The sequence below is a fragment of the Virgibacillus sp. M23 genome (assembly GCF_034190895.1).
In the GTDB taxonomy this organism is placed as follows: Bacteria; Bacillota; Bacilli; order Bacillales; family Amphibacillaceae; genus Virgibacillus; species Virgibacillus salarius.
The window spans coordinates 1-25,226 of record NZ_JAWDHA010000029.1 but is presented as its reverse complement, the minus strand read 5'-3'; the positions used below and the strand labels follow the sequence as shown (position 1 = coordinate 25,226).

21 protein-coding genes are annotated in these 25,226 nt (G+C 35.8%); 19 read left to right on the top strand and 2 right to left on the bottom strand.

The features are described from left to right. Positions 1 to 136: 136 nt before the first annotated feature. From recA to glnA, 17 genes are all read left to right on the top strand, one after another. Positions 137 to 1,174, top strand: coding sequence for a recombinase RecA (gene recA / locus RVS70_RS12415; protein WP_121605203.1), 1,038 nt, complete (start codon positions 137 to 139; stop codon positions 1,172 to 1,174). Between the two features lie 463 nt (positions 1,175 to 1,637). Continuing rightward, complete coding sequence (gene rny, locus RVS70_RS12410; protein ID WP_026680965.1) at positions 1,638 to 3,200, top strand: ribonuclease Y; 1,563 nt, start codon at positions 1,638 to 1,640, stop codon at positions 3,198 to 3,200. Positions 3,201 to 3,341: 141 nt separating this feature from the next. Next, a complete protein-coding gene (locus RVS70_RS12405; protein ID WP_121605202.1) occupies positions 3,342 to 4,139 on the top strand; it encodes a TIGR00282 family metallophosphoesterase in 798 nt (265 codons plus the stop codon). Between the two features lie 106 nt (positions 4,140 to 4,245). Then, on the top strand, positions 4,246 to 4,506 hold the full coding sequence (locus RVS70_RS12400; RefSeq protein WP_021291504.1) for a stage V sporulation protein S: 261 nt from the start codon (positions 4,246 to 4,248) through the stop codon (positions 4,504 to 4,506). Between the two features lie 727 nt (positions 4,507 to 5,233). Then, positions 5,234 to 6,802, top strand: a complete 1,569-nt coding sequence (miaB, locus tag RVS70_RS12395; RefSeq protein ID WP_121605201.1) for a tRNA (N6-isopentenyl adenosine(37)-C2)-methylthiotransferase MiaB — start codon at positions 5,234 to 5,236, stop codon at positions 6,800 to 6,802. Position 6,803: 1 nt separating this feature from the next. After that, a complete protein-coding gene (locus RVS70_RS12390) occupies positions 6,804 to 7,232 on the top strand; it encodes a RicAFT regulatory complex protein RicA family protein (protein ID WP_026680967.1) in 429 nt (142 codons plus the stop codon). Positions 7,233 to 7,377: 145 nt separating this feature from the next. After that, positions 7,378 to 7,944 (top strand): outer spore coat protein CotE, encoded by a 567-nt coding sequence (locus tag RVS70_RS12385; protein WP_026680968.1) that lies wholly within the window; start codon positions 7,378 to 7,380, stop codon positions 7,942 to 7,944. A 149-nt stretch (positions 7,945 to 8,093) separates the two neighbouring features. After that, complete coding sequence (mutS, locus tag RVS70_RS12380; RefSeq protein ID WP_321133513.1) at positions 8,094 to 10,685, top strand: DNA mismatch repair protein MutS; 2,592 nt, start codon at positions 8,094 to 8,096, stop codon at positions 10,683 to 10,685. Between the two features lie 19 nt (positions 10,686 to 10,704). Then, positions 10,705 to 12,564 carry a DNA mismatch repair endonuclease MutL gene (gene mutL, locus RVS70_RS12375; RefSeq protein WP_321133511.1) on the top strand — a complete coding sequence of 620 codons (1,860 nt, stop codon included), beginning with the start codon at positions 10,705 to 10,707 and terminating at the stop codon, positions 12,562 to 12,564. 60 nt (positions 12,565 to 12,624) lie between these two features. Then, a complete protein-coding gene (locus RVS70_RS12370) occupies positions 12,625 to 13,074 on the top strand; it encodes a Dps family protein (protein WP_026680971.1) in 450 nt (149 codons plus the stop codon). Positions 13,075 to 13,098: 24 nt separating this feature from the next. Next, on the top strand, positions 13,099 to 14,034 hold the full coding sequence (gene miaA / locus RVS70_RS12365; RefSeq protein WP_026680972.1) for a tRNA (adenosine(37)-N6)-dimethylallyltransferase MiaA: 936 nt from the start codon (positions 13,099 to 13,101) through the stop codon (positions 14,032 to 14,034). A gap of 38 nt (positions 14,035 to 14,072) precedes the next feature. After that, entirely contained in the window at positions 14,073 to 14,297 is a 225-nt protein-coding gene (gene hfq, locus RVS70_RS12360) for an RNA chaperone Hfq (RefSeq protein ID WP_026680973.1), read from the top strand. A 536-nt stretch (positions 14,298 to 14,833) separates the two neighbouring features. Beyond that, the gene (locus RVS70_RS12355; RefSeq protein ID WP_205388592.1) at positions 14,834 to 15,757 is read left to right on the top strand and encodes an AAA family ATPase; all 924 of its coding nucleotides are present in this window, start codon (positions 14,834 to 14,836) and stop codon (positions 15,755 to 15,757) included. Between the two features lie 92 nt (positions 15,758 to 15,849). After that, on the top strand, positions 15,850 to 17,085 hold the full coding sequence (hflX, locus tag RVS70_RS12350; RefSeq protein WP_166530907.1) for a GTPase HflX: 1,236 nt from the start codon (positions 15,850 to 15,852) through the stop codon (positions 17,083 to 17,085). Between the two features lie 9 nt (positions 17,086 to 17,094). Then, on the top strand, positions 17,095 to 18,324 hold the full coding sequence (locus tag RVS70_RS12345) for a methionine gamma-lyase family protein (protein WP_321133506.1): 1,230 nt from the start codon (positions 17,095 to 17,097) through the stop codon (positions 18,322 to 18,324). A gap of 166 nt (positions 18,325 to 18,490) precedes the next feature. Then, on the top strand, positions 18,491 to 18,868 hold the full coding sequence (locus RVS70_RS12340; protein ID WP_121605904.1) for a MerR family transcriptional regulator: 378 nt from the start codon (positions 18,491 to 18,493) through the stop codon (positions 18,866 to 18,868). A gap of 86 nt (positions 18,869 to 18,954) precedes the next feature. Continuing rightward, positions 18,955 to 20,292 carry a type I glutamate--ammonia ligase gene (gene glnA / locus RVS70_RS12335; protein WP_026680978.1) on the top strand — a complete coding sequence of 446 codons (1,338 nt, stop codon included), beginning with the start codon at positions 18,955 to 18,957 and terminating at the stop codon, positions 20,290 to 20,292. A 374-nt stretch (positions 20,293 to 20,666) separates the two neighbouring features. Here glnA and RVS70_RS12330 read toward each other — a convergent pair whose 3' ends face one another. Beyond that, a complete protein-coding gene (locus tag RVS70_RS12330) occupies positions 20,667 to 21,005 on the bottom strand; it encodes a hypothetical protein (protein ID WP_321133503.1) in 339 nt (112 codons plus the stop codon). A 597-nt stretch (positions 21,006 to 21,602) separates the two neighbouring features. Between RVS70_RS12330 and RVS70_RS12325 the strand changes: the two genes are divergently transcribed. Next, positions 21,603 to 22,055 carry a hypothetical protein gene (locus tag RVS70_RS12325; protein ID WP_321133501.1) on the top strand — a complete coding sequence of 151 codons (453 nt, stop codon included), beginning with the start codon at positions 21,603 to 21,605 and terminating at the stop codon, positions 22,053 to 22,055. A 293-nt stretch (positions 22,056 to 22,348) separates the two neighbouring features. Here RVS70_RS12325 and RVS70_RS12320 read toward each other — a convergent pair whose 3' ends face one another. Then, complete coding sequence (locus RVS70_RS12320) at positions 22,349 to 23,035, bottom strand: DUF4386 domain-containing protein (protein ID WP_321133499.1); 687 nt, start codon at positions 23,033 to 23,035, stop codon at positions 22,349 to 22,351. Between the two features lie 267 nt (positions 23,036 to 23,302). Between RVS70_RS12320 and RVS70_RS12315 the strand changes: the two genes are divergently transcribed. Beyond that, a complete protein-coding gene (locus RVS70_RS12315; RefSeq protein WP_321133497.1) occupies positions 23,303 to 24,754 on the top strand; it encodes an IS1182 family transposase in 1,452 nt (483 codons plus the stop codon). Positions 24,755 to 25,226 lie beyond the last annotated feature (472 nt).

The window sequence follows — 25,226 nt, the reverse complement described above, 5'->3', positions numbered from 1 at the left end:
ACGCGGAAATCTATTCTATAATTCTTTTTCCTTTTGTTATTCCCCTCTAAAAAAGGGAACATTTATTCGTTTTTTGCTTGGCAAAAGGTCGAAAACCATGTATGATGTAAGTAGATTATTAAAGGAGGACGACGCTTTGAGTGATAGAAAACAAGCTTTAGATATGGCGTTAAGACAAATAGAGAAACAATTCGGTAAAGGTTCCATTATGAAACTTGGAGAACAAGCTGAACAAAAAATTGCTACCATACCGAGTGGTTCACTAGCATTAGATGTTGCCTTAGGTATTGGAGGTTATCCGAGAGGGAGAGTAGTTGAAATTTATGGTCCAGAATCCTCTGGTAAAACAACTGTAGCTTTGCATGCTATTGCCGAAGCACAGCGTCAAGGTGGACAAGCTGCGTTTATCGATGCAGAACACGCATTAGACCCTACTTATGCCCGTGCTTTAGGAGTGAATATTGAAGAATTACTCCTTTCACAGCCTGATACAGGAGAGCAAGCATTAGAAATCGCCGAAGCGTTAGTTCGTAGTGGTGCCGTTGATATTATTGTAGTCGATTCTGTTGCAGCGTTAGTTCCTAAAGCCGAAATAGAAGGTGAAATGGGAGACTCTCATGTTGGTCTTCAGGCTCGTTTAATGTCACAGGCTTTAAGGAAGCTTTCTGGTGCAATTAATAAATCAAAAACAACAGCCATTTTTATTAACCAAATCCGTGAAAAGGTCGGCGTCATGTTTGGTAATCCTGAAACAACACCTGGTGGAAGAGCACTTAAATTCTACTCCTCTGTTAGATTAGAAGTACGTCGTGCAGAGTCATTAAAACAAGGCAATGATATGGTAGGAAATAAGGCAAGAATTAAGGTAGTGAAAAATAAAGTAGCACCGCCATTTAAACAAGCCGAAGTAGATATTATGTATGGAGAAGGTATATCCAAAGAAGGAGAAATATTGGATATTGGATCAGATTTGGATATTGTCCTTAAGAGCGGTGCTTGGTATTCTTATAATGAAGAAAGACTTGGTCAAGGTCGAGAGAATGCGAAGCAGTTCCTAAAAGAAAATACGAATGTGATGACGGAAATTCATGAGGCTATTCGCAGTCATTATAATCTTGATGATCAGCCAAAGGAAGAAGTAGAAGAAGCCGGTCAGGAAAGTTTAGATGTCTAGTCAATAATTAAAAAGTCTGGGATAAAAGTAAATAAGAAACAATCAAAACGAGCTATAATTAGTTAAAGTTGATTATAGTTCGTTTTTTTGATTAGAATTAATAATTTAGCACCTAAAATAAGCGAGACTCCCGCGGAAACGGATATATTTCAGGTTGCGATGATTATATTCCCATAGTGATAAAATAATTGTTTGTATTTTGAGTGAGAAGTTATGTTTGTCTAAAGCACTTATTAACAAAAATATTACTATCTCTTAACTAAAGTAAGTATATTTCCATTATTTACACAAGTAATCGCGACAACTTGTGACGTTTCCTTGACATTCGCATTCTACACAATTAAAATTAATACTGTATAGATTTATCATTTCAATGATATATTTTATTGTTTTCACGCATTGAAAATGCTACATGCCGACAATAATTTAATTGTACAACTTTATAGCAATAGGAGGTGAAATCATGGACAGTCTTTTACTCATCTCCATTTTGCTTGGAATCCTAATCGTCGGTATTGTTGTTGGTTATCTGATTCGTAAATCTATTGCTGAAGCTAAAATTTCTAGTGCTGAAACATTAGCTAAACAAATCGTTGATGAGGCACATCGGAATGCAGATGCCTCCAAAAAAGAGGCGCTTCTTGAAGCGAAGGATGAAAATCATAAACTTCGCCAACAGACCGAAGATGAACTTCGTGAACGACGTAACGAAGTACAAAAGCAAGAAAATCGTCTGATGCAAAAAGAAGAAAATCTGGACAGAAAAAGTGAAACACTAGACAAGCGTGAGCTTATGTTAGAGAGGAAAGAACAGTCGTTAACAGAAAAACAACAACAAATTGAAGAAATGGAAAGCAAAGTGGAAGCTACATTACAAGAGCAGCAAACCGAGCTTGAACGCATTTCAGGATATACAACAGACCAGGCTAGACAAATTATTCTTGAAAGAATCGAACAAGAAGTTGCGCATGAATCAGCATTATTAATAAAAGAGGCTGAGAATCGCGCAAAAGAAGAAGCAGATAAAAAAGCCAAAAGCATCCTATCGTTAGCTTTACAACGCTGTGCTGCTGACCACGTTGCTGAAACAACCGTCTCAGTTGTTAACCTTCCTAATGATGAAATGAAAGGACGAATTATTGGTCGTGAAGGGCGGAATATTCGTACGCTAGAAACGCTGACAGGTATTGATTTAATTATTGATGATACTCCAGAAGCAGTAATTTTATCTGGATTTGATCCGATTAGAAGAGAAACAGCTCGCCTCGCTTTAGAAAAACTCGTACAAGATGGAAGAATTCATCCAGCACGAATAGAGGAAATGGTAGATAAGGCGAGACGCGACGTAGATGAATATATACGTGAGATTGGTGAAGAAACAACGTTTGAAGTAGGTGTGCATGGCTTACATCCAGACTTAATAAAGATTCTTGGTAGATTAAAATATCGTACAAGCTATGGACAAAATGTATTGAAGCATTCAACTGAGGTTGCATACCTTTCTGGATTGCTTGCTGCTGAACTAGGTGAAGATGAAACATTGGCAAGAAGAGCGGGACTACTCCATGATATTGGTAAAGCAATAGATCATGAAGTGGAAGGAAGTCACGTCGAAATTGGTAAAGAACTTGCAATGAAATATAAGGAACATGAGGTTGTCATTAATTCGATAGCTTCTCACCATGGCGATGAAGAGCCTACTTCCATTATCTCAGTATTGGTTGCTGCAGCGGACGCGCTATCTGCAGCAAGACCTGGTGCTAGAAGTGAAACGTTGGAAAATTATATTAAGCGATTAGAGAAATTAGAAGAGATTTCTGAATCGTTCACTGGAGTGGAAAAATCATTTGCTATTCAGGCGGGAAGAGAAATTCGCATTATGGTAAAGCCTGATGAAATCGATGATGTAGAATCCGTTCGAATCGCACGGGACATCCGCAAGCGAATTGAAGGAGAACTTGATTACCCAGGTCATATTAAAGTAACGGTAATCAGGGAAACGAGAGCTGTTGAATATGCAAAATAAAAAGTGGTCATAGACCGCTTTTTATTTTGCGTATTTTAAGGATGACTGCATATTTTTCCTTACATAATGACTAGAAATTTTGACAAGATAAACACGGTATGAAAGACTTAAAGTAATCAAAAGGATAGGATGATAAGATTAATGAAAATTTTATTTATTGGAGATATCGTTGGCTCTCCAGGTAGAAATATGGTACAGGAATATTTGCCTAAGTTAAAAGAGAAATATCGACCAAATCTTACTATTGTTAATGGGGAAAATGCAGCATCAGGTAAAGGAATAACTGAAAAAATTTATAAACAATTTCTGGAGTGGGGAGCCCAAGTTGTTACAATGGGAAACCATACATGGGATAAGCGGGAAATATATGATTTTATAGACGATGCTAAGAATATGATCCGTCCAGCGAACTTTCCGGAAAATAATCCTGGAAAAGGAATTATTTATGTAAATATTAATGGAATTGAAGTCGCTGTTATGAATTTACAAGGAAGGACATTCCTTCCACCTAGTGATGATCCGTTTACTAAAGCAGATCAATTAATAGAGGAAGCTAAAAAACGAACAAATATAATTTTTATAGATTTTCATGGCGAAGCAACTAGTGAAAAACAGGCATTAGGATGGTATGTAGATGGTCGTGCTAGTGCAGTCGTTGGTACTCATACGCATACACAAACCGCTGATGAACGCATATTGCCTGGTGGTACTGCATATATATCCGATGTAGGGATGACGGGCCCGTATGATGGAATATTAGGCGTAGAGAAAGAAGCGGTGATCCAACGGTTTTTAACTTCCATGCCTGTACGTTTTGAAATTACAAAAAAGGGAAGAAGTCAGTTAAATGGTTTTTTCGTTACGATTGATGATAAAAGTGGGAAAGCAACAAAGGTGGAGCGCATTCTAATAAATGATGATCATCCGTTTATTTATTGATTATTTGAATGTTTCGAATTATTAATGCATAATAGGGTAATAAGCTAACATCTCCAGGAATATAGTAGCAATAGAACTATAATAGTTAATGAAGGAGGTACTAGTAATGGAAGTATTAAAGGTGTCAGCAAAATCAAATCCCAATTCAGTAGCAGGTGCACTTGCGAATGTTTTAAGAGAACGCGGCTCAGCAGAAATTCAAGCGATAGGCGCTGGTGCATTAAATCAAGCTGTAAAGGCAGTAGCAATTGCTAGAGGATTTGTTGCACCAAGTGGAGTTGACCTCATCTGTATTCCGGCATTTACTGATATTTTAATTGATGATGAAGAACGTACAGCAATTAAATTAATCGTAGAACCTCGTTAGCATGATAAGCTGAATTACGAAGATTAGAGTGTTACGTAAAGCGTAGCACTTTTTTATTGTCTAGAAAATTATAGGAAATTATAAAGTTTGCCCATGTGGATAACTATGAGAATGTTGAGCTCCAGCGCCCAGAAACGAGGCTACTTCACGAATCGTCCTAATCTAAGTCATCATCGACTTGCAAATTCAATCGTGATTCTTTTATCTCCGTCGGCTCGCTCCAGCCGCTACGCTTCTAATCGGGTGCTTTCACTTTTGTTCTGTTTTACTTTTTCTTTCAAGAAGATTAGATAGAACGAGAGAAGGGTACCAACTGTGTCCCATTAATAGCAAGCAGATCATTTCTGCTTGGCATGATGAAATTTGATTCATGTGATTTCATATTTAGCTCATATATAACTGGCAGTAATATCCTACTTCAAAGAATAAAGTGAAACCATTATGTAAGTGGGGGACCGTTTGCCAGTAAATGTCCGATTGGTTCAAAGTCCTTAAGGTCATACCCTTGTGGTACTAAGTGATGAACAAATCACCTCCACTGATTGAAGTTTCATTTTATTTGTTTTGACTATGCTATAAAAGAGTGACATATTTCGTAATCTTTCACTGTCAGAAAGAAGTTTTTAGTGGCGGGAAACGGATAGATATTGTTAAAATAAGTGCGAAGCATTATACTATAATAATTGGACTTATTTGCGATGATTGAATGATAGAGAGGAGCATAAAGATGAACGAAGAACAGCGTAAACAACAAGCGCAAATTAAACAGCTGGATGCCGCGGACAGAAAATCCGGACAGGATAAACCGTTAAGTGAAAAAACAAGTGCTGATTTTGCAAAATACTTTGAAACTACCTATGAACCACCTAACCTAAATAAGGCACGAAAACGTGGCCGGGACAAGATTAATGTTCATTATGATTTTGCTATCCCAGAAGACATGGAGAAAATTGGTGAAGGAAAGAAGTTTTTAATACGTACATACGGTTGTCAAATGAATGAACATGATACAGAAGTGATGGCTGGAATTTTAACGGAAATGGGGTATGAATCCACTTCGGATACAAATGAAGCGGATATTATACTTCTTAACACTTGCGCAATAAGAGAAAATGCAGAAAACAAAGTGTTCGGTGAAATCGGTCATTTGAAGCCATTAAAATTAGAAAAGCCAGATCTCATACTTGGAGTATGTGGTTGTATGTCTCAAGAGGAGTCAGTGGTAAACCGAATTTTAAAGAAACACCAGCACGTAGACTTAATATTTGGTACGCATAATATTCATCGCCTACCACACCTTGTGAAAGAAGCCATGTTTGGCAAAGAAAAGATTGTAGAAGTATGGTCTAAAGAAGGAGATGTTATTGAAAATCTTCCGAAGGCCAGAAAAGGTAAAATTAAAGCGTGGGTTAACATTATGTATGGCTGTGACAAGTTTTGTACGTATTGTATTGTTCCAATGACACGCGGAAAGGAGCGAAGTCGAAGGCCTGAGGATATTATTCAAGAGGTTCGTCATTTGGCTGCTCAAGGATATCAAGAAGTTACGTTATTAGGTCAAAATGTAAATGCCTATGGAAAGGATTTTGATGATATTACTTATGGGCTTGGAGACTTAATGGATGATCTTCATCGTATTGACATACCGAGAGTTCGATTTACGACATCACACCCTAGAGATTTTGATGATCGATTAATCGAAGTACTTGCTCAAGGTGGAAATCTGCTTGATCATATTCATCTGCCTGTTCAATCAGGAAGCAGTGAAATATTGAAAAAAATGAATCGAAAATACACAAGAGAATCTTACTTGGAGCTTGTTCGTAAGATTCGAGAAGCAATGCCAAATGCTACATTAACAACTGATATCATAGTTGGCTTCCCAAATGAGACAGAGGAACAATTTGAAGAAACGATGAGTTTAGTGGAAGAGGTTGGCTTTGAAGCTGCCTACACATTTATTTATTCACCAAGAGAGGGCACACCTGCAGCACGTAAAAAAGATGATGTACCTGAGGAAGTGAAAAAACAACGTTTATATCGCTTAAATGAGCTTGTTAACAAACAATCTGCTGCTTCAATGAAAACATACCAAGATAGGGTTGTTAAGGTTCTTGTTGAAGGTGAGAGTAAGAAAGATCCAAATGTTCTCGCTGGCTATACAGAGAAAAACAAGCTAGTGAACTTTAAAGGACCGAAATCTGCAATTGGTAAGATAGTTGAAGTAAAAGTAACAGAAGCGAAAACGTGGTCATTAAATGGTATAATGGTAGAAAAAATGGTTGAGGTGGAATAGCATGGCAGAATATACTCGTAAACAAGTACTTGAGGAAGCAAAAAAATTAGCAAGTATGCTTGCAAATACAGCAGAAATAGATCGCTTTAAACAAGTAGAAGCTAAAATAAATGAGAATAAGAAAGTGCAGCAGCTTATTACAAAAATAAAGGCACTACAGAAGCAAGCTGTCAACTTACAGGCTTATGATAAAAAGGAAGCATTAAAGAAAGTTGAAGAGCAAATCGATATCTTTCAAGCTGAAATCGATGCGATACCAGTTGTTCAAGAATTCAAAGAAACACAAGTTGTCGTGAACGATGTATTACAACTCGTAACTGGAACCATCGCCAGAGAAGTTACGAATAATGTTATTCAGTCAACTGGTGGCGATATTTTGGCAGGAGAAACAGGGTCGAAATTGAAAAACAAATCTGGCTGTAGTCATTAATGACAATCAGACAGGGAAATGATTTCCTGTCTGATTTCGTATGTAAAATTCCTACATAACTTTCCTCCTTTTCATAAATAGCTATGCACTTTAGGTATTTGTCTTGCATAAAATGACTATGAAAAAAGAGGAGGTAAAGGTAATTATGACTTTTCTAGATAAAGAATATAGAGAGATCATTACGAAAGCGGTATGTGGAAAAGGTCGCAAATTCACGCAAGCATCACATTCCATTTCGCCATCACATAGACCTTCTAGTATTTTGGGGTGCTGGGTAATTAACCACCTGTACAATGCTAAGAAAAAGTCAGAAGACACTGTTGAAGTTAATGGTAGCTATGACATTAATATTTGGTATTCGTATAATGATAATACGAAAACAGAAGCAATAACAGAAAGAGTAACGTATTGCGATATTATTCCTCTTTCCGTAAAGGATGATCATTGCCTAAACGATGACTTTGATGTTATTGCTAAGGTCGTACAGCAACCAAATTGTTTAGAGTGTAATATTGCGAATAAAGGGCATAAAATTGTGGTGGAAATTGAAAGGGAATTTATTGTGCAGGTAATTGGTGATACCAAAATTGCTGTAAGAGTTGATCCAAAGCGTGAAAAATTTGATGATGATGACAGTGATAGTTGGGATTTTGAATTAACAGATGATGAATTAGATAGTGTAGAGCCAGATTTTCTTGATAAGAAGGATTAAAAAAATTACGGGGGATTATATTCCTCGTAATTTTTTTTGTAAAATAGCTAAATTAGGCATGAATGTAAATACAAATAGATTTATCGTATCGCAAACCTATTGTATGCTATAATGACAAAAGAATAATTGTGCTTTTTGGGGGATAAAACATGGCAAAGCAAACACCAATGATGGAACAATATTTAAGAATTAAAGCAGAACATAAAGATGCATTTCTCTTCTTTCGACTCGGTGATTTTTATGAGATGTTTTTTGACGATGCTGTATTAGCGGCAAGAGAGCTAGAGATTACACTAACCAAAAGAGATTCGAATAGTGATGATCCAATTCCGATGTGCGGCGTGCCATACCACTCAGCAGAAAATTACATAAAAATTCTAGTAGAAAAGGGATATAAGGTTGCAATATGTGAACAAGTAGAAGATCCGAAAGTTGCTAAAGGAGTTGTAAAGCGAGAAGTAATTCAATTAATAACTCCCGGAACAGTCATGGAGAAAAACATGCTAAATGAAAAGGAAAATAATTTCATTGCTAGTCTTTCTCATTTTGAAAATAGCTATGTTGTTGTTTATAGTGATCTATCAACTGGAGAGAATCGGATTGCACTATTCGAAACGGATTGGAGTGGAGTCATACATGAATTGTATAACCAGCCAATTCGAGAAATTGTAGTTTCCTCTAAATTAGATGAGGATTTACAAACTCAATTGCGTGAAAGGTTAAAGGTGACGCTATCCTATCAAGATGAAGTAACCTTTAATGCGGAATATCGTGATTTATGTAATAACCTTCATGATGAACGGCTTTTAAATGCTTTTAGCAGATTGTTAAATTATATTCAACACACGCAAAAGCGTTCGCTTGATCACATGCAGCAAGCAGAACTTATTGAATTAGATAACTATCTCTCATTGGATATGTACTCAAAGCGCAACCTAGAGCTTACGGAAACAATGATGAAAAAAGAAAAGCGTGGTAGCTTACTCTGGGTATTGGATAAGACAGTAACAGCAATGGGCTCTCGGATGGTAAAAAAATGGCTGGAAAGGCCGTTATTGAATCGAACGCTTATTGAAGAACGTTTAGAGATCGTAGATGGTTTGTATCAGCAATTTATGGAAAGAGATGATTTGCGAGAAATACTGAAATCCGTATACGATTTAGAACGACTCGCTGGAAGAATAGCATTCGGGAATGTGAACGCAAGAGATCTTATTCAATTACGAGAATCATTGAAAAAAATACCACATCTTAAAGCTCTTTTAGAGCAATTTTCACAGCCTGAGATTCAAAGGCTTGCACAAAACTTTTATTATCCTACACATATTGTTGATTTATTAGATAAAAGTTTAGTAGATGATCCACCGATTTCTGTAAAAGAAGGAGGGATCATTAAGGATGGTTATCACCAACAATTAGATACGTATAAGGATGCTTCTAGAAATGGCAAGCAATGGATTGCGGCATTAGAGCAAAAGGAGAAACAGGAAACAAATATTAAGTCATTGAAAATTGGTTATAATCGTGTATTTGGATATTATATTGAAGTTACAAAAGCAAATTTACATTTACTGCCTGAAGGTAGATATCATAGAAAACAAACATTAACAAATGCAGAACGATTTATAACCCCTGAATTAAAGGAAAAAGAGCAGCTAATCCTGGAAGCAGAAGAAAAAAGTGTAGAACTGGAATATCAGCTATTTATAGAGATTCGTGATCAGATGAAAGCATATATACCGGAATTACAGCGCTTGGCTGATGCCATCAGTCATATTGACGTCCTTCAAGGATTTGCTACGGTAAGCGAAGCAAATAACTATGTGAGGCCTACATTTGCAATGAACCACCAATTGCATATTAGACAAAGTAGACATCCCGTGATCGAGCAGGTCATGAAGGAAGGCTCGTTTGTTCCGAATAATATTGATCTTGATGAGGAAAATAATATCTTATTAATAACGGGACCGAATATGTCAGGGAAGAGTACGTATATGCGGCAGCTGGCATTAACCGTAATTATGGGGCAGATCGGTTGTTTTGTACCGTGTGAATCTGCTGAATTGACATTATTTGATCAAATATTTACTAGAATTGGCGCTGCTGATGATCTCGTAGCAGGGCAAAGTACATTTATGGTAGAAATGCTTGAAGCAAATCATGCAATCGCAAATGCTACGGATAAAAGTTTAATTTTACTTGATGAAATTGGTCGTGGGACAAGCACGTATGATGGTATGGCACTTGCACAAGCGATTATCGAATACATTCATAACCATATTCATGCAAAAACCCTATTTTCTACGCACTATCACGAACTGACTGCATTAGAGAACACGTTAGCAAATTTGAAAAATATTCACGTACGTGCTGAGGAATACGAAGGAAATGTTGTCTTTCTGCATCAGATTAAACAAGGTGCCGCAGATGAAAGCTATGGTATTCATGTTGCTAAATTAGCAGATTTACCAAACCCGTTAATTGAACGGGCAAGTGAAATATTAAACGAATTAGAAGGTAAAGGGGCAAAGCCTACTTCGTTGCCCTCCGCACAAGAAACAAATTCTACTGGACAGCTATCACTATTTACTGAAGCGGAAGCACCAAATAAAGCCAGTAGTTCGAAGGCAAAAGTGGAAAGTCCAGTTATAGAGGAATTAAAAGCAATCGATTTGTTTGACATGACACCGATGGATGCAATGAATGAATTATATCGCTTACAGAAAATGATTAAAAAATAATGTAGAAAGGATTGTTTGCATGAAGATCATACAAATGCCAGAGGCACTTGCAAATAAGATAGCTGCTGGCGAAGTTGTGGAACGACCTGCTTCTGTAGTGAAAGAACTGGTTGAGAACAGTATTGATGCAAACAGTACATGGATTAAAATTGAGATTATGGAGGCAGGGCTTCAAGAAATAAAAGTAACGGATAATGGTGAAGGGATGACTGAAGCCGATTGTGAAAGAGCATTTCTTCGTCATGCAACGAGTAAAATAAAAAATGAAACAGATCTATTCCACGTGAAAACATTGGGGTTCCGCGGGGAGGCTCTTGCTAGTATTGCTTCTGTTAGTAAACTAACCGTTCAAACTTCCACAGGAGATGAAGCGGGTACTTTGTTAGTTTTAGATGGTGGGAAGGTAGCGGAGAAAAAGAAAACAGCGGCGAGAAAGGGTTCAGAAATAACAGTAAGTGATTTATTTTTTAATACTCCAGCTAGATTAAAATATATGAAGACGATTCACACAGAGTTAGGGCATATAACGGATTTGCTTAACCGCTTGGCATTATCCCACCCGGAGGTTCGCTTTGAAGTAACACATAATGGAAAGGGTTTGTTTAAGACAGCAGGTACAGGAGACTTGTTACAGGTAATATCCCAAGTTTATGGTATGAATGTAGCGAAGCAAATGCTCTATGTAAATCATAAAACATTAGATTTCTCTATTGAAGGATATATAGCTAAACCTGAAGTAACAAGGGCATCTCGAAATTATATGTCCACCATCATTAATGGTAGGTATATCAAAAGCATTCCGTTAAATCAGGCTATTCTTAGAGCTTATCATACGTTATTGCCGATTGGCAGATCACCAATTGTTGTCCTAACCATTCAAATGGACCCTATATTAGTCGATGTAAACGTACACCCGACAAAATTGGAGGTTCGCTTTAGTAAGGACAAAGAATTATTTACTGCCATTGAAAACACGATAAAAAGTAAGTTTAAAGATATTACCTTAATTCCTGAAATCCAACAAAAGCCGATCGTACGAGAAAAAACAGTACAGGATTCTTTATCGTTTAATGACCAAATTGAAAAGCCGCGTAAGCAAGCTTGGAGCAATGAAAAAATTTACGAAGGTCAGCAACCTATTCATCAAGTATCTACTCCTGAAGCGGAACAAGAAACGGAAGACTTGCAACCTGATTTGCAAATAGAACAGGTTACATCGAAAGCGGAGAATAGTGCAGAGAAGTCGCCAACAGTTCCAGAAGTAGAAGACAGGCTTGAAGCTACTCAACATATTCGACGTGTACCAGTTATGTATCCGATTGGCCAGCTACAAGGCACATATATCTTAGCCCAAAATGAAAATGGATTGTACATGGTCGATCAGCATGCAGCGCAAGAGAGAGTAAAGTATGAGTTTTTTAAACGCAAGCTTGGAAAGCCGATAAACGAATCTCAAGAGCTTCTGATACCATTAACCTTTGATTTTTCGAAGGAAGAGTCGATTTGGATTGAACAATATAAGGAAGAATTAAAACAAGCAGGGCTGTTTTTTGAGTCTTTTGGTCATCAAACATATATTATTCGTTCACATCCAGTTTGGTTTCCGAATGGGTTTGAAGAAGAAGTTATTCGTGAAATGGTTGATCAAATAATGAATGAAGAAAAAGTAAATGTCGAAAAGATACGGGAAGATGCTGCTATTTTAATGTCGTGCAAGCGTTCCATAAAAGCTAATCACTATCTAAATCAAGATGAGATGTATCATTTGCTTGAGGATTTACGTAATACGGAGGATCCGTTTACATGTCCACATGGAAGACCTATTATCGTACATTTTTCCACCTATGAATTAGAAAAAATGTTCAAACGTGTCATGTAATATGTATAAAGATAACCACACCTCGCTCATACTAAAAAAAATAAGAGAGGTGTGTGTATTATGGAAAATCAAAAGCTCATACAGTTTCTTAATCAATTGCTTTCTAATTATTTTGTTTTATATGTAAAATTACATCGATACCATTGGTTTGTTCAAGGAAGGCATTTCTTTCAACTACATGCACAGTTTGAAGAAATGTATGAGGATGTTGCGCAAGATTTAGATAAGATAGCAGAGCGAATTCTTATGATTGAAGGAAAGCCCTTAGCAACAATGATGAAGTATGTGAAGGAAGCGACGCTAGAAGAGGCGAATGCAGACGACAAAGAAAATGAAATGATGGAGCAGTTGATTCATGATTTTCAGCAACTGATAGCTGAAATTCGCAAAGAGGGGTTAATAGAGGCTAGAGATCACGAGGATGCACCAACTGAGGATCTGTTGATTTCAATACAAGCCAAATTAGAAAAATACATTTGGATGTCAAAAGCTTACATAGCTTATGAATAAAGATATACAATTAGGGGAATACTAATGAAAAAAAAGGTTATTGCAATTGTTGGACCTACAGCAGTAGGTAAAACAAAATTAAGTATTTCAATTGCAAAAGAATATCACGGGGCAATCATCAGCGGTGACTCCATGCAGGTTTATCAAGGGATGGATATTGGGACGGCAAAAATAACGGCGGAAGAGATGCAAGGGATTCCGCATTATATGATTGATATAAAAAATCCAGATGAAGCATTTTCAGCCGCTGACTTTAAGAAACATGTTAACATGTATATTGAAACGATCACAGCGGATGGTATGCTGCCAATTATAGTTGGTGGGAGCGGCTTATATATTCAAGCAGCATTGTATAACTATAACTTTCCATCACATAAAAAAGATGAAACAGTTACGAAAAGGCTGGAAAACGAATTACATACGAAGGGAATTGACCCTTTATATGCACGTTTAAAGAAAATCGATCCAAAACAAGCAGCCAAAATTCATCCCAATAATCATCGACGCGTGATACGTGCACTTGAAATCTATGAAACAACAGGAACTACAATGTCTGAATATCAAGAACTACAGGAGTTAGACTCACCTTATGATATAAAGTTAATTGGACTGGAAATGGAAAGAGAAACGCTGTATACCCGTATTAATCAACGTGTTGATTCAATGATAGAACAAGGGTTACTAGAAGAAGTTAATCGCTTATATATACAGGGCTATGGGGATACACAAGCCATGCGGGCGATCGGTTATAAAGAATTTATTCCTTATCTCCGTGGAGAACAATCATTGGAAGATGCTATTTGTTTATTGAAACGAAATTCTCGAAGATATGCGAAACGGCAATATACATGGTTTAGAAATAAAATGAATGTTACATGGTATTCGTTATCTTCTGACACAATTAATGAAAAATTTAGAAATATTTTAGATGATCTTGCAGGATTCTTAAAAGATAGGTAGAAAATATTATATATAGACAGAAATGAGGAGGAAGTATTATGGCGCAAACCGTGAATATTCAAGACCAATATTTAAATCAGCTGAGGAAAAATCATATTTCGGTTACTGTATTTTTGACAAATGGTTTTCAATTGCGAGGAATCATAAAAGCGTTTGATAATTTTACAGTTTTAATGGAAACAGACGGTAAGCAGCAATTAATTTTCAAACACGCTATTTCTACCTTTTCCCCAGTTAAAAATGTTGAATTGGACAAGGAATAACAATAAAAACTGGGATGTCACATAAGGTACATTAAAATACAACGACTGGAATTTATAAGGGGCTACTGAAGGAAGAGTGTTCGTTTGAAACCTGCATGGAGTAGGCTTGCTCGTGTGTGGTAGGTAGTCGTGAATGGCGTATTTTCTAGTTGTATAGATAGGGAGCTATCTCTTGGGATAGCTCCCTATCGTTTATTGATGAGACATAGTGGTAAGAGCTGGGGAAAAGAATATCGGTATCGATGCAATTGCTACATTTTTAAAGGCAATCTGAGAAAGTTGAAATACGAATCGTTAACATGAGAAATATAAACAGATCAGTTTCGTTTCTTAAAACTTTCCAACTCAAGGATTTGGTTTCAAAGTTTACTAAATTTACTCTTATATTCATAAATGCTACTATAATCAAAACAATCCTATTTTCCAACATTTTCTATTGGTTGAATATTTTATTCGATTAAAAGCAGTCCTTTTTATGGGCAAATGTCACACCTTTTTCATATGTGCGTATACTAAAATGACTGAGGGGTGATGACATGGAAACACAAATGATTAGGAATAAAAACGGGCAAGTAAATATCATTTTACAAGAAAGAAAGTCTGCAGTATCAACGAAACGTAATTTAGAAAAAGGATTCAAAAACAATCCTTTTAAACATATTGATCAGGCATTTTCATCATTTGTGGGTATGAATGAATTAAAAGAACGAATCAAAGAAATCTATGCCACTGTTGTTATCAATGAAAAGAGAAGGGAGCTTGGCTTACAAGATACAAAGCAAGTTCTGCATATGCTATTTAAAGGAAACCCCGGTACAGGAAAAACAACCGTAGCTAGAAAGCTAGCTAAGTTGTATTTTGAAATGAATTTATTAACAAAAGGACATTGTATAGAGGCTGAAAGAGCGGATCTAGTAGGGGAATATATTGGGCAAACTGCACAAAAAACGCGATCCATTATCCAAAAAGCGCAAGGCGGAGTTTTGTTTATTGATGAGGCGTATTCGCTGGCAAGAGGTGGGGAGAAGGATTTCGGAAAGGAAGCAATTGATACATTAGTAAAACACATGGAGGATAATCAGCATGATTTTGTCTTGATATTAGCAGGTTATCCATATGAGATGGAGCGTTTTCTAACTCTAAATCCTGGCTTACAATCAAGGTTTCCCTTTATTTTAGATTTTAAGAATTATGAAGCAGGTCAGTTGCTGTCTATTGCGAAGCGTATGGCTGTTGAACGAGATTACCAATTGACAAGGGAAGCTGAATTAGAATTAAAGGCTCATTTATATATGAAAACGAAAGAATACAATAGAAACTTTGCCAATGCTAGATATGTTCGAAATGTGATTGAAAATTCGATTCGGATGCATGCAATGCGGTTATTGGCAAATGAGCACTTTACACCTGATGATTTGATTCATTTAACTGCTAAAGATTTACAAATTAACGCCATGTAATTTTGTTATTATAGAATTGTTTGATAAGATAGAAAAGGTGAACAGCCACTAAAATATCTAACAAAGAAGCTGAAAGGAAAGAGGTTCTGTTTGTGGCAGATGAAAAAATCGTAGTAATTGCTGTAAAAAAGCCAAATCAAGATGAAGAGCGGTTCGCCTCTTCGCTTCAAGAACTCACATCTTTAAGCCATACTGCTGGTGGAGATGTAAAACAAATTATGACGCAAAAGCGGGATCGAATCCACCCTGCTACATATATTGGATCTGGAAAGATAAAGGAAATTCGTTCGATAATTGATGAACTAGATATTGATTTAGTTATATCAAATGATGAGCTGTCTGCTGGCCAATTAAGAAATTTGGCAAGCTTATTAGGTGTTCGAATTATCGATCGAAGCCAATTAATTTTGGACATTTTTGCTATGCGAGCAAGAACAAAAGAAGGAAAACTGCAGGTAGAGCTTGCACAGCTAGAATATGCGCTACCGAGACTCCGAGGTCAAGGAGTTGAAATGTCTAGACTAGGTGCAGGTATTGGAACTAGAGGTCCTGGTGAAACAAAGTTAGAGACGGATCAGCGCCATATACGCAGGCGGATTTATGATATTAAAAAGCGTTTAGAAACAGTCGTAAAGCAGCGTGAACAATATCGGAAGCGGAGGAAAACTAAGGATGTCTTTCAAATAGCCATTGTTGGTTATACAAACGCTGGAAAATCCACTTTGTTTAATCGATTAACACATAGTAATTCTTTAGAAGAAGATCAATTGTTTGCAACTTTAGATCCGCTAACGCGGAAAATCCAATTACCTGCAGGGCTACAAGTGCTTATAACGGATACCGTCGGCTTTCTACAAGATTTGCCAACAGCTTTAATTGCAGCATTCAAATCTACGCTAGAGGAAGTAACTGAAGCGGACTTCTTATTACATGTTGTAGATGGCTCTCATCCGGATCAGGATCAACAACAGGATACCGTTATGCAATTACTTAAAGAATTAAATGCACAATCGATTCCAATGCTAACGGTTTATAATAAAAAGGATTTACTTAAGCAGGATGTTATTCCAATCAATCAGCCGCATCTTGTTATAAGTGCATATGAGTCATCAGATGTCGTTCGATTAGTATCAACTATCGAACGTTTATTGAAGGAAGCGTGGCAGCGGTATAACGTAAAGTTAGATCCTGATCAAGGTAAGCTTATCCATCAATTAGAAAAAGAAACCATTGTAGAACATAAAATATTCGATGAAATGACAAATATATTTCAAGTTTATGGATATATGCGTCATGATCATCCATTAAATCGTATATTAGAGGAGTAAAGACAGCAAATGATTGAACAGTTAATTAAACAGGCAGAATTTGACTGTGCAGAGCAGCATAGAAATGTTAGTCATATCGTAGAAACGAATCAAAAAAGAGTTTTAGATGCATTTAGAAAATATCGAGTAAGTGATTCACATTTTAATTCAACCAGCGGTTATGGATATGATGATTTAGGTAGGGAAGTTTTAGAGCGGATCTATGCTGATGTTTTTGGTGGAGAAGATGCACTCGTCAGACCACAAATTGTATCAGGGACCCATGCCATTACGACTACACTATTTGGGATGCTGCGACCAGGCGATGAAATATTATACATAACTGGGAAGCCATATGATACGTTAGAAGAAGTAATTGGTATAAGAGGTACAAATACTGGTTCTCTCCGTGATTTTCATATTTCCTATAATAAAGTGGATCTAATGAGTAACGGTAGTATTGACTTTGTTGGGGTAAGGGAGGCTATGATTTCAAATCCAAAAGTAATTGGCATTCAACGGTCAAAAGGCTATGATGATCGCCCGTCCTTTACCCTTACTCAGATTAGTGAGATGATTCATTTTATAAAAGAAATTGATTCGGATGCTATCGTATTTGTGGACAACTGTTATGGGGAATTTGTTGAAGAGAAAGAACCACTTCATGTTGGTGCAGATATTATTGCCGGCTCACTTATTAAAAATCCTGGAGGTGGTTTAGCTAGAGCAGGGGGATATATTGCTGGTAGAAGTGATCTAATCCAGCAATGCGCTAATCGTTTAACCGCACCAGGGTTAGGTAAAGAAACAGGAGCTACATTGGATACATTACATGAAATGTATCAAGGTTTTTTCCTTGCGCCACATGTTGTTGGTGAAGCATTAAAGGGGGCTATTTTTACTTCACGGATCATGGAGCTTGCTGGATATAATACATCACCAAGCTTCCAAGCGAAACGAACAGATTTAATTCAATCGGTTACCTTTCAGGATAGAGAGCAAATGATTACCTTCTGTCAGGCAATTCAAGAAAATTCGCCGGTTAATTCCTATGTAAAGCCTTACCCAAGTGAAATGCCAGGCTATGAAGATGAGGTCATTATGGCAGCCGGAACATTTATACAGGGAGCCAGTATTGAATTATCAGCGGATGGACCACTACGCCCACCTTATATTGCATTTGTGCAGGGTGGTTTAACCTATGCACACGTTAAAATAGCACTCGTTGAATCGTTAAAAAAATTAAAAAGTGATGATTAAAACCCTATAAAGTAGGGTATATCCATGGCAAAGGGCGTTATGTTTTAAACGCCTTTTTTATGTTAGAAAACCTAACATATTATTGACATGTTATTTTACATAACATATAATAAAATAGAATTAATGATGAGGGGGTCATGAATTGAATGATCAGGATCGTCGTTCCATGCCCTTATTTGGAATTGGCATTGTTATTAAATTGACAGAATTAACAGCAAGACAAATAAGATATTATGAAGAACATGAATTAATTCACCCAGAAAGAACAAGTGGTAATCAGCGATTATTTTCTTTTCATGATGTAGATAGGTTATTAGAAATAAAAGATTTATTGGATAAAGGCTTAAATATCGCTGGTATCAAGCTGCTATTGAGTGAAGGACAAGAAAAGAAAGAAGTAGGCAAAAAATCGTCTGAATCATCAGATTTAAGCGAGAAAGATCTCCGCAGAATTTTAAGAAACGAGTTAAAGGAACCTGGCAGACACGGAAAAGCAAATTTACGGCAAGGAGAGCTGTCACGATTTTTTACCAATCATCCATAAGGTTTAGGAAAACAAGTGTGTTAACAGTATGTTATAGAACTGTTTTTCTATTCAAATAAAAAATATAGTTCATAGGAGGAGAAAGAATGGGAAAAAGCTTTACTAGGGAAGAGATTCTAAAGCAAATTAAAGAGGAAAACGTTCGTTTTATTCGTTTACAATTTACGGATATGCTTGGAACAATTAAAAATGTGGAAATCCCACTAAGTCAGCTAGACAAGGCACTTGATAATAAAATGATGTTTGACGGGTCTTCAATTGAGGGATTTGTTCGAATTGAAGAGTCAGATATGTATTTATATCCGGACTTAGATACATTTGTTGTGTTCCCGTGGACTTCTGAAAAAGGGAAAGTAGCACGTTTTATTTGTGATATTTATAAGACAGATGGTACTCCTTTTGAAGGCGATCCAAGATATAATCTAAAGAGAAACCTGAAGAAAATGGAAGAACTTGGATTTGATGCATTTAATATCGGTACGGAACCGGAATTCTTCTTATTCAAATTAGATGAAAAAGGCGAACCTTCTCTAGAATTAAATGACCATGGTGGATATTTTGATTTGGCACCTACTGATTTAGGCGAAAATTGCCGAAGAGATATCGTACTTGAGTTAGAAGAGATGGGCTTTGAAATTGAAGCTTCCCACCATGAAGTTGCCCCCGGCCAACACGAAATAGATTTCAAATATTCTGATGCTGTAAAACATGCAGATGATATTCAAACATTTAAGTTAGTGGTGAAAACCATTGCTAGAAAGCATAATCTACATGCGACATTCATGCCTAAACCGTTATTCGGTGTAAACGGATCCGGAATGCATGTAAATATGTCACTTTTCAAAAATGGCGAAAATGCATTCTATGACAAAAATGGCGATATGGAGTTAAGTGAGACTGCATATCAATTTATTGCAGGTGTTATTAAGCATGCTAATAGCTTTACGGCTGTTACCAATCCAACAGTAAACTCTTATAAACGATTAGTTCCTGGCTATGAAGCCCCTAGCTATATTGCTTGGTCTGGCTCTAATCGAAGCTGTCTAATGCGTATTCCAAACTCTCGAGGAATTAGCACACGTGTTGAAGCTCGCAGTGTAGATCCATCTGCAAATCCTTATCTAGCTCTATCTTCTTTATTGGCAGCTGGATTAGATGGTATTGAAAAATCAATGACACCACCTGCAGCAGTAGATCGTAATATTTATGTTATGACGAAGGAAGAGCGTGAAGAAAATGGAATTCAAGATTTACCAAGCACACTTGCAGGTGCTTTAGAAGAATTGAAGAAAAACCAAGTAATTGTTAACTCTCTAGGTGAACATCTTTTCGAACATTTTGTAGAAGCAAAAGAAATCGAATGGGATATGTTCAAAACACAAGTGCATCCTTGGGAACGTGAACAATACTTGAGCACGTATTAAGATTGATTAACTCCTTAGCACATAATGTGTTGAGGAGTTTTTTAAAACGGTTTTTAATCGTTCATATTTTACCTTACTCACAAACGCCCCACTTTTATTTTGAAAATTATGTATTGATTTCATTGAAATAAGACTCATATTGATTGTTCATCTAGCTTTTTGGAAATATGAGAAGAGACATCTGCAGTAATTTGATAGCTGCCATTGCCTAGTCTTTCTAGCTTCCATAAGTAAAACAATGTGCGTGTATCTGAGAGAATGAATAGGAAAATTAGGCGATCTAGCTTGGCTTAATATTTTTCTTAAAGAGTGAATTCACAGGCATATGATCACCATTATTTCTGGAAAGCACTAAATTCAAATGAAATGGCGTTTTATTTCAATTCCACTTTTACGATAGGTTCATATTTACTTAATATCTCAAATGTAGTTTCTGATGTAGAAATAATTTGATGTTCGATATTGTCAATGTCAGTTCCTGGTCCGTGTAAATTATCAAACCATTTTATAAATTCGGATTTTGTTGTTTTATATAGATACCAATTTTGCTTGTTATCTCCAAAATAGTCTTCCCTAGCTATACTGGCTGCTTCTAATAAATAGCTCGCTTTCATTTCATCTATAAGACGAATTGCAAGTACAAAATTCCCGAATTCTGATTGATCATATATAAAGCTAAATATTCTATTTTCATTTTCAACTTTTATAACCAATCCTTTGGGTGATTCAGATAAAGAAATTTTATCTAAGAATTCTCCATGTTCATATTCCTTTGGATGCAGAAATATTAATTAGTTATCACCTCTCTATGGGTAACGGAATTTGTTTTTACAAAAATTTATTGTCGGTTCTTTACCACTACGGCTTTTATAGTAACTTACTGCCCTTTTATGATTAAATTATATTTCTATAAAAGTTCTCAAATTCCTGCCAATCTATTTAAAGAATAAAATTTTTAAAGAATATAACGTCATATCAAACAAACTAAAACACCCCTCACAGCAGGAGCTTTTACATTATATACATAAAGGTATTAGTGTGCAAAAACTAAGGATCAGCGAGGATTTTCATTTTCTAGTCTTCTTAACTGATCCACGAAACCATCCTTCAATTCAAAATTCGTTTCATAATTTACTTCTCCATAACAATCTTAGTCATTTCTCTTTCATAAAATCACCTATCGAGAACGTTCTTATCGTTTATTTCATATTCATAAAATTCCTCTTTTATTTTTTATAGTCAATGCATAAATTGGTGCAAGTATATGCATTCTATATATCAAATATTTAGAAAAGGATGTTGTTTTACTAATGATTCAAATCACTTTTTGGGCTGTTTTTATTTTGCCATTCATATCTTTATTTTTTTTAGATCGTTCTGTTATTCGAAGATATATATCAGTCGCGCTTTTTGTAACAGTCATAAATGTTATTTTGTATGAGATTGCCTGGACACAAAACTGGTGGAAATACGATAAATCCCTTTTTTCTTGGGATAAAATAACACCTGCTCCTTTAGTGTTCAGCGCATATTGGGTTGCAACCATATGGATCTTTCATTTTACTTTTCGGAAGTTTTGGGTATATTTTGTAACTAATTTAATTTTGGATGGGATGTTTGTATATGCTTTAGTTCCATGGATGAGGGAAGTTGAAATTGTTACAGGGAACTTGTCAGAAATCCTAATGTTATTAATAATGACAATAGTTGCCAATGTCATTTATGTTTATCAAATGTGGTATGAAAAGCAGGAAGGAAACTAATGGTTTGGAAAAATTTAAACATACATAAAAACATCTTCTTATAATTACTGTCGAGAGAAGTTAAAAGAAGGTGGCATTGTATTGAAATAAAACACATTAAAGTAGCCGGACCATATTTACTTATAAAAAGCATTATTGATGTGCGGATAGATTAAAAGGAACAACACTAAGTTCTCTAGGAAATTTTGAGTAAGTCTGTTCATCCTTCTAATTAATCATATGCACTTGCTGTTTTTTTAAAAATTTTCTGATTGAATCATTTTAGTTACACTTCTTTGTCTAGAGCCTTTATATTAATTTGATACTGAATCCTGTACCGTTGGGTTGAATCCTTTAACAATTAACCATATAGCCAAAACCAGTTGATGAAAGGCTATTGGAATGTTTAGTATCATGTAGGTTGCATCCAAACCGATGAAGTAAATCATAAATAATAAGCTTGCCAATATGGACAATGTAGATCCAATAATACCCCAAACTGACAACCAACGTGGAACAAGTTTTGTTTGGCAAAATATGCAGTTAAATAAGAGCATAGCCAAAGTAAAAGCCAGGGTCGTTGCCACATGGTTCACCAAATCACATCCTGTCTGTAACAATTCACCTAAGGACTGAAAATACGATATATCCATTGCTCCAACTTTTGTAAATTCATGGCTTAATGTCAATAGTAACAGAAGAATGAATACACCAATTATAATGAACACACCCGCAATAATGCCAAAGGCTACAGACCCAAGAGCCAAACCTTTATTATGCTTACTTAGTATCGGATACATTAAAATAGGAATACCAACGTATGCAACAATCATTAACAACTGGAAAAACGCTCCTATTAGTACTTGGTTTTTATATGTAAAAGCATTGACAATGTAGTTTGCTTCATCTATAACAGGAACAACACTAAATATACCTACAACCATCCCGGCTATTAATAACACTCCAGTAATTAGCGCAGAACTTGTACTCTTACTCAACATTTAACCTCCCAATACCTACTTTTTATAAAAATTTAACAGAATAGGGGTTAGATAAAGCAAATAATTTGATTAGGCCACTGTCAAGAAAGCGGACAATCAAAAATATTAAGCCCCTCCTTAGAATAATTCGTTCCCTATAGTAAAAAAACTCCATGTATTTATGAGGCCACTGAAAAAGTCCAAAAAAGATATGATTTCCATTTTATTATGGGATTCATATCTTTTTTTAGTTACAATAAAAGTACTAAGATGGAGCGGGTGGATACAATGATACAAAAACAACAATCAATAATATTAAGTGCATATTCGGAAATTTATGATCTGGTTGTACCTAAGGATAATGTTTTACGAAAGCTTAATGAGTTAGTAGATTTTTCTTTTATATATGATGAATTAAACGATAAATACTGTCATACAACTGGTAGGAATGCCATTGATCCAATCCGTATGTTTAAATATTTACTTCTAAAAACAATCTATGATTTATCTGATGTGGACATTGTAGAGCGTTCCAAATATGACATGTCCTTTAAATATTTTCTTGGTATGGCTCCAGAAGAATCCGTGATGGAGCCAAGTTCTCTAACCAAGTTCCGTAAATTACGTTTAAAAGACAAAAATTTATTGAATATGTTAATTAATAAATCCGTGGAAATTGCCATCGAAAAGAAAATTATAAAAAGCAATTCTATTATTGTTGACGCCACCCATTCAAAGGCCCGTTATAATCAAAAATCACCAAAGGAAATACTGATGGATCGCTCCAAGAAACTTCGAAAATGTGTTTATGAGATCGATGAATCCATGAAGAAAAAATTCCCATCTAAATCGACAACGAATAAGCTGGAAGATGAAATTGAATATTGTCAAAAACTAATGGATGTGATTAAAAATGAGGAAACGATTTCCGAATATCCGAAAGTTAAAGAGAAATTAAACCTATTAAAAGAAAACGTAAATGATGACATCGAACATTTACGAATCTCTGCTGATGAAGATGCGAAAATTGGCCACAAAACGAAAGATACATCTTTCTTTGGCTATAAAACACATATAGCGATGAGTGAAGAAAGAATCATCACGGCAGCTACGATTACAACTGGTGAAAAAAATGATGGAAAACAATTAGAAATACTTATTGAAAAAAGTAAAGAAGCTGGCATGGAAGTAAAAACAGTAATTGGAGATGCAGCTTATTCTGAAAAGGGAAATATTGAATATGCCAATGAAAATGAAATGAAGTTAGTAGCTAAATTAAACCCTGCTGTTTCACAGGGTAATCGAAAAAAAGACGATGAATTTGAGTTCAACAAAGATGCGGGAATGTACGTTTGTAAGGCAGGTCATATGGCAATACGAAAAGCTCGTCAAGGAACAAAAGGTGTCGCTAAAAACCAAGTAGATACATACTATTTTGACATTAAAAAATGTAAAGTTTGTCCATGTAAAGAAGGATGTTCCAAACCTGGAGCTAAAAGTAAGAGCTATTCCGTAAGTATTAAATCAGATGAACATAGCGAACAGGCAAAGTTCCAGGAAACAGATTATTTTAAAGAAAAATCAAAAGAACGCTATAAAATTGAAGCTAAAAATAGTGAATTAAAACATAGACACGAGTATGATGTTTCAAAATCCTCGGGTCTAGTTGGCATGGAAATGCAAGGAGCCATGGCTATATTTACCGTAAATCTAAAACGGATATTGAAGCTAATGGGTTAAAAATAAGCAAAATATAATAGATAAATTAGTAAAAAGACGACTCTAAATTTTTAAAAAGAATTTGAGTCGTCTTTTTTATAACAAACTTCAAGTTTCACTGAAAAATCATAACATTTTCAGTGGCCTCATATTTATAAATCGTTTTTTCTCATAGTTTCATATACGAATGTTTATGTATTTTGTTTCGAGCTTATTCCAGAATCTTGCCCTCTTGAATAAATATCAGGTCTAGATTCTTTGAAAGCAGAAAATAGGTACATAAAAGTAGCTGTCATTATTTATCTATAGAAAGTATTAAGTTATGTGTGGATTGAGTAAGCAAGCATAATAAAAAATTTTTACGTGATAGGAGCATTCCTGTAATGAAGAAATTTGAGGGTTGAACAAAAAAGAGCCCCCTTGGTATAGTACAGGGTGTCAATGCGCATTGACCCCGAAATTAATAAATACCAAGGAGAGGTCTCACTATGAA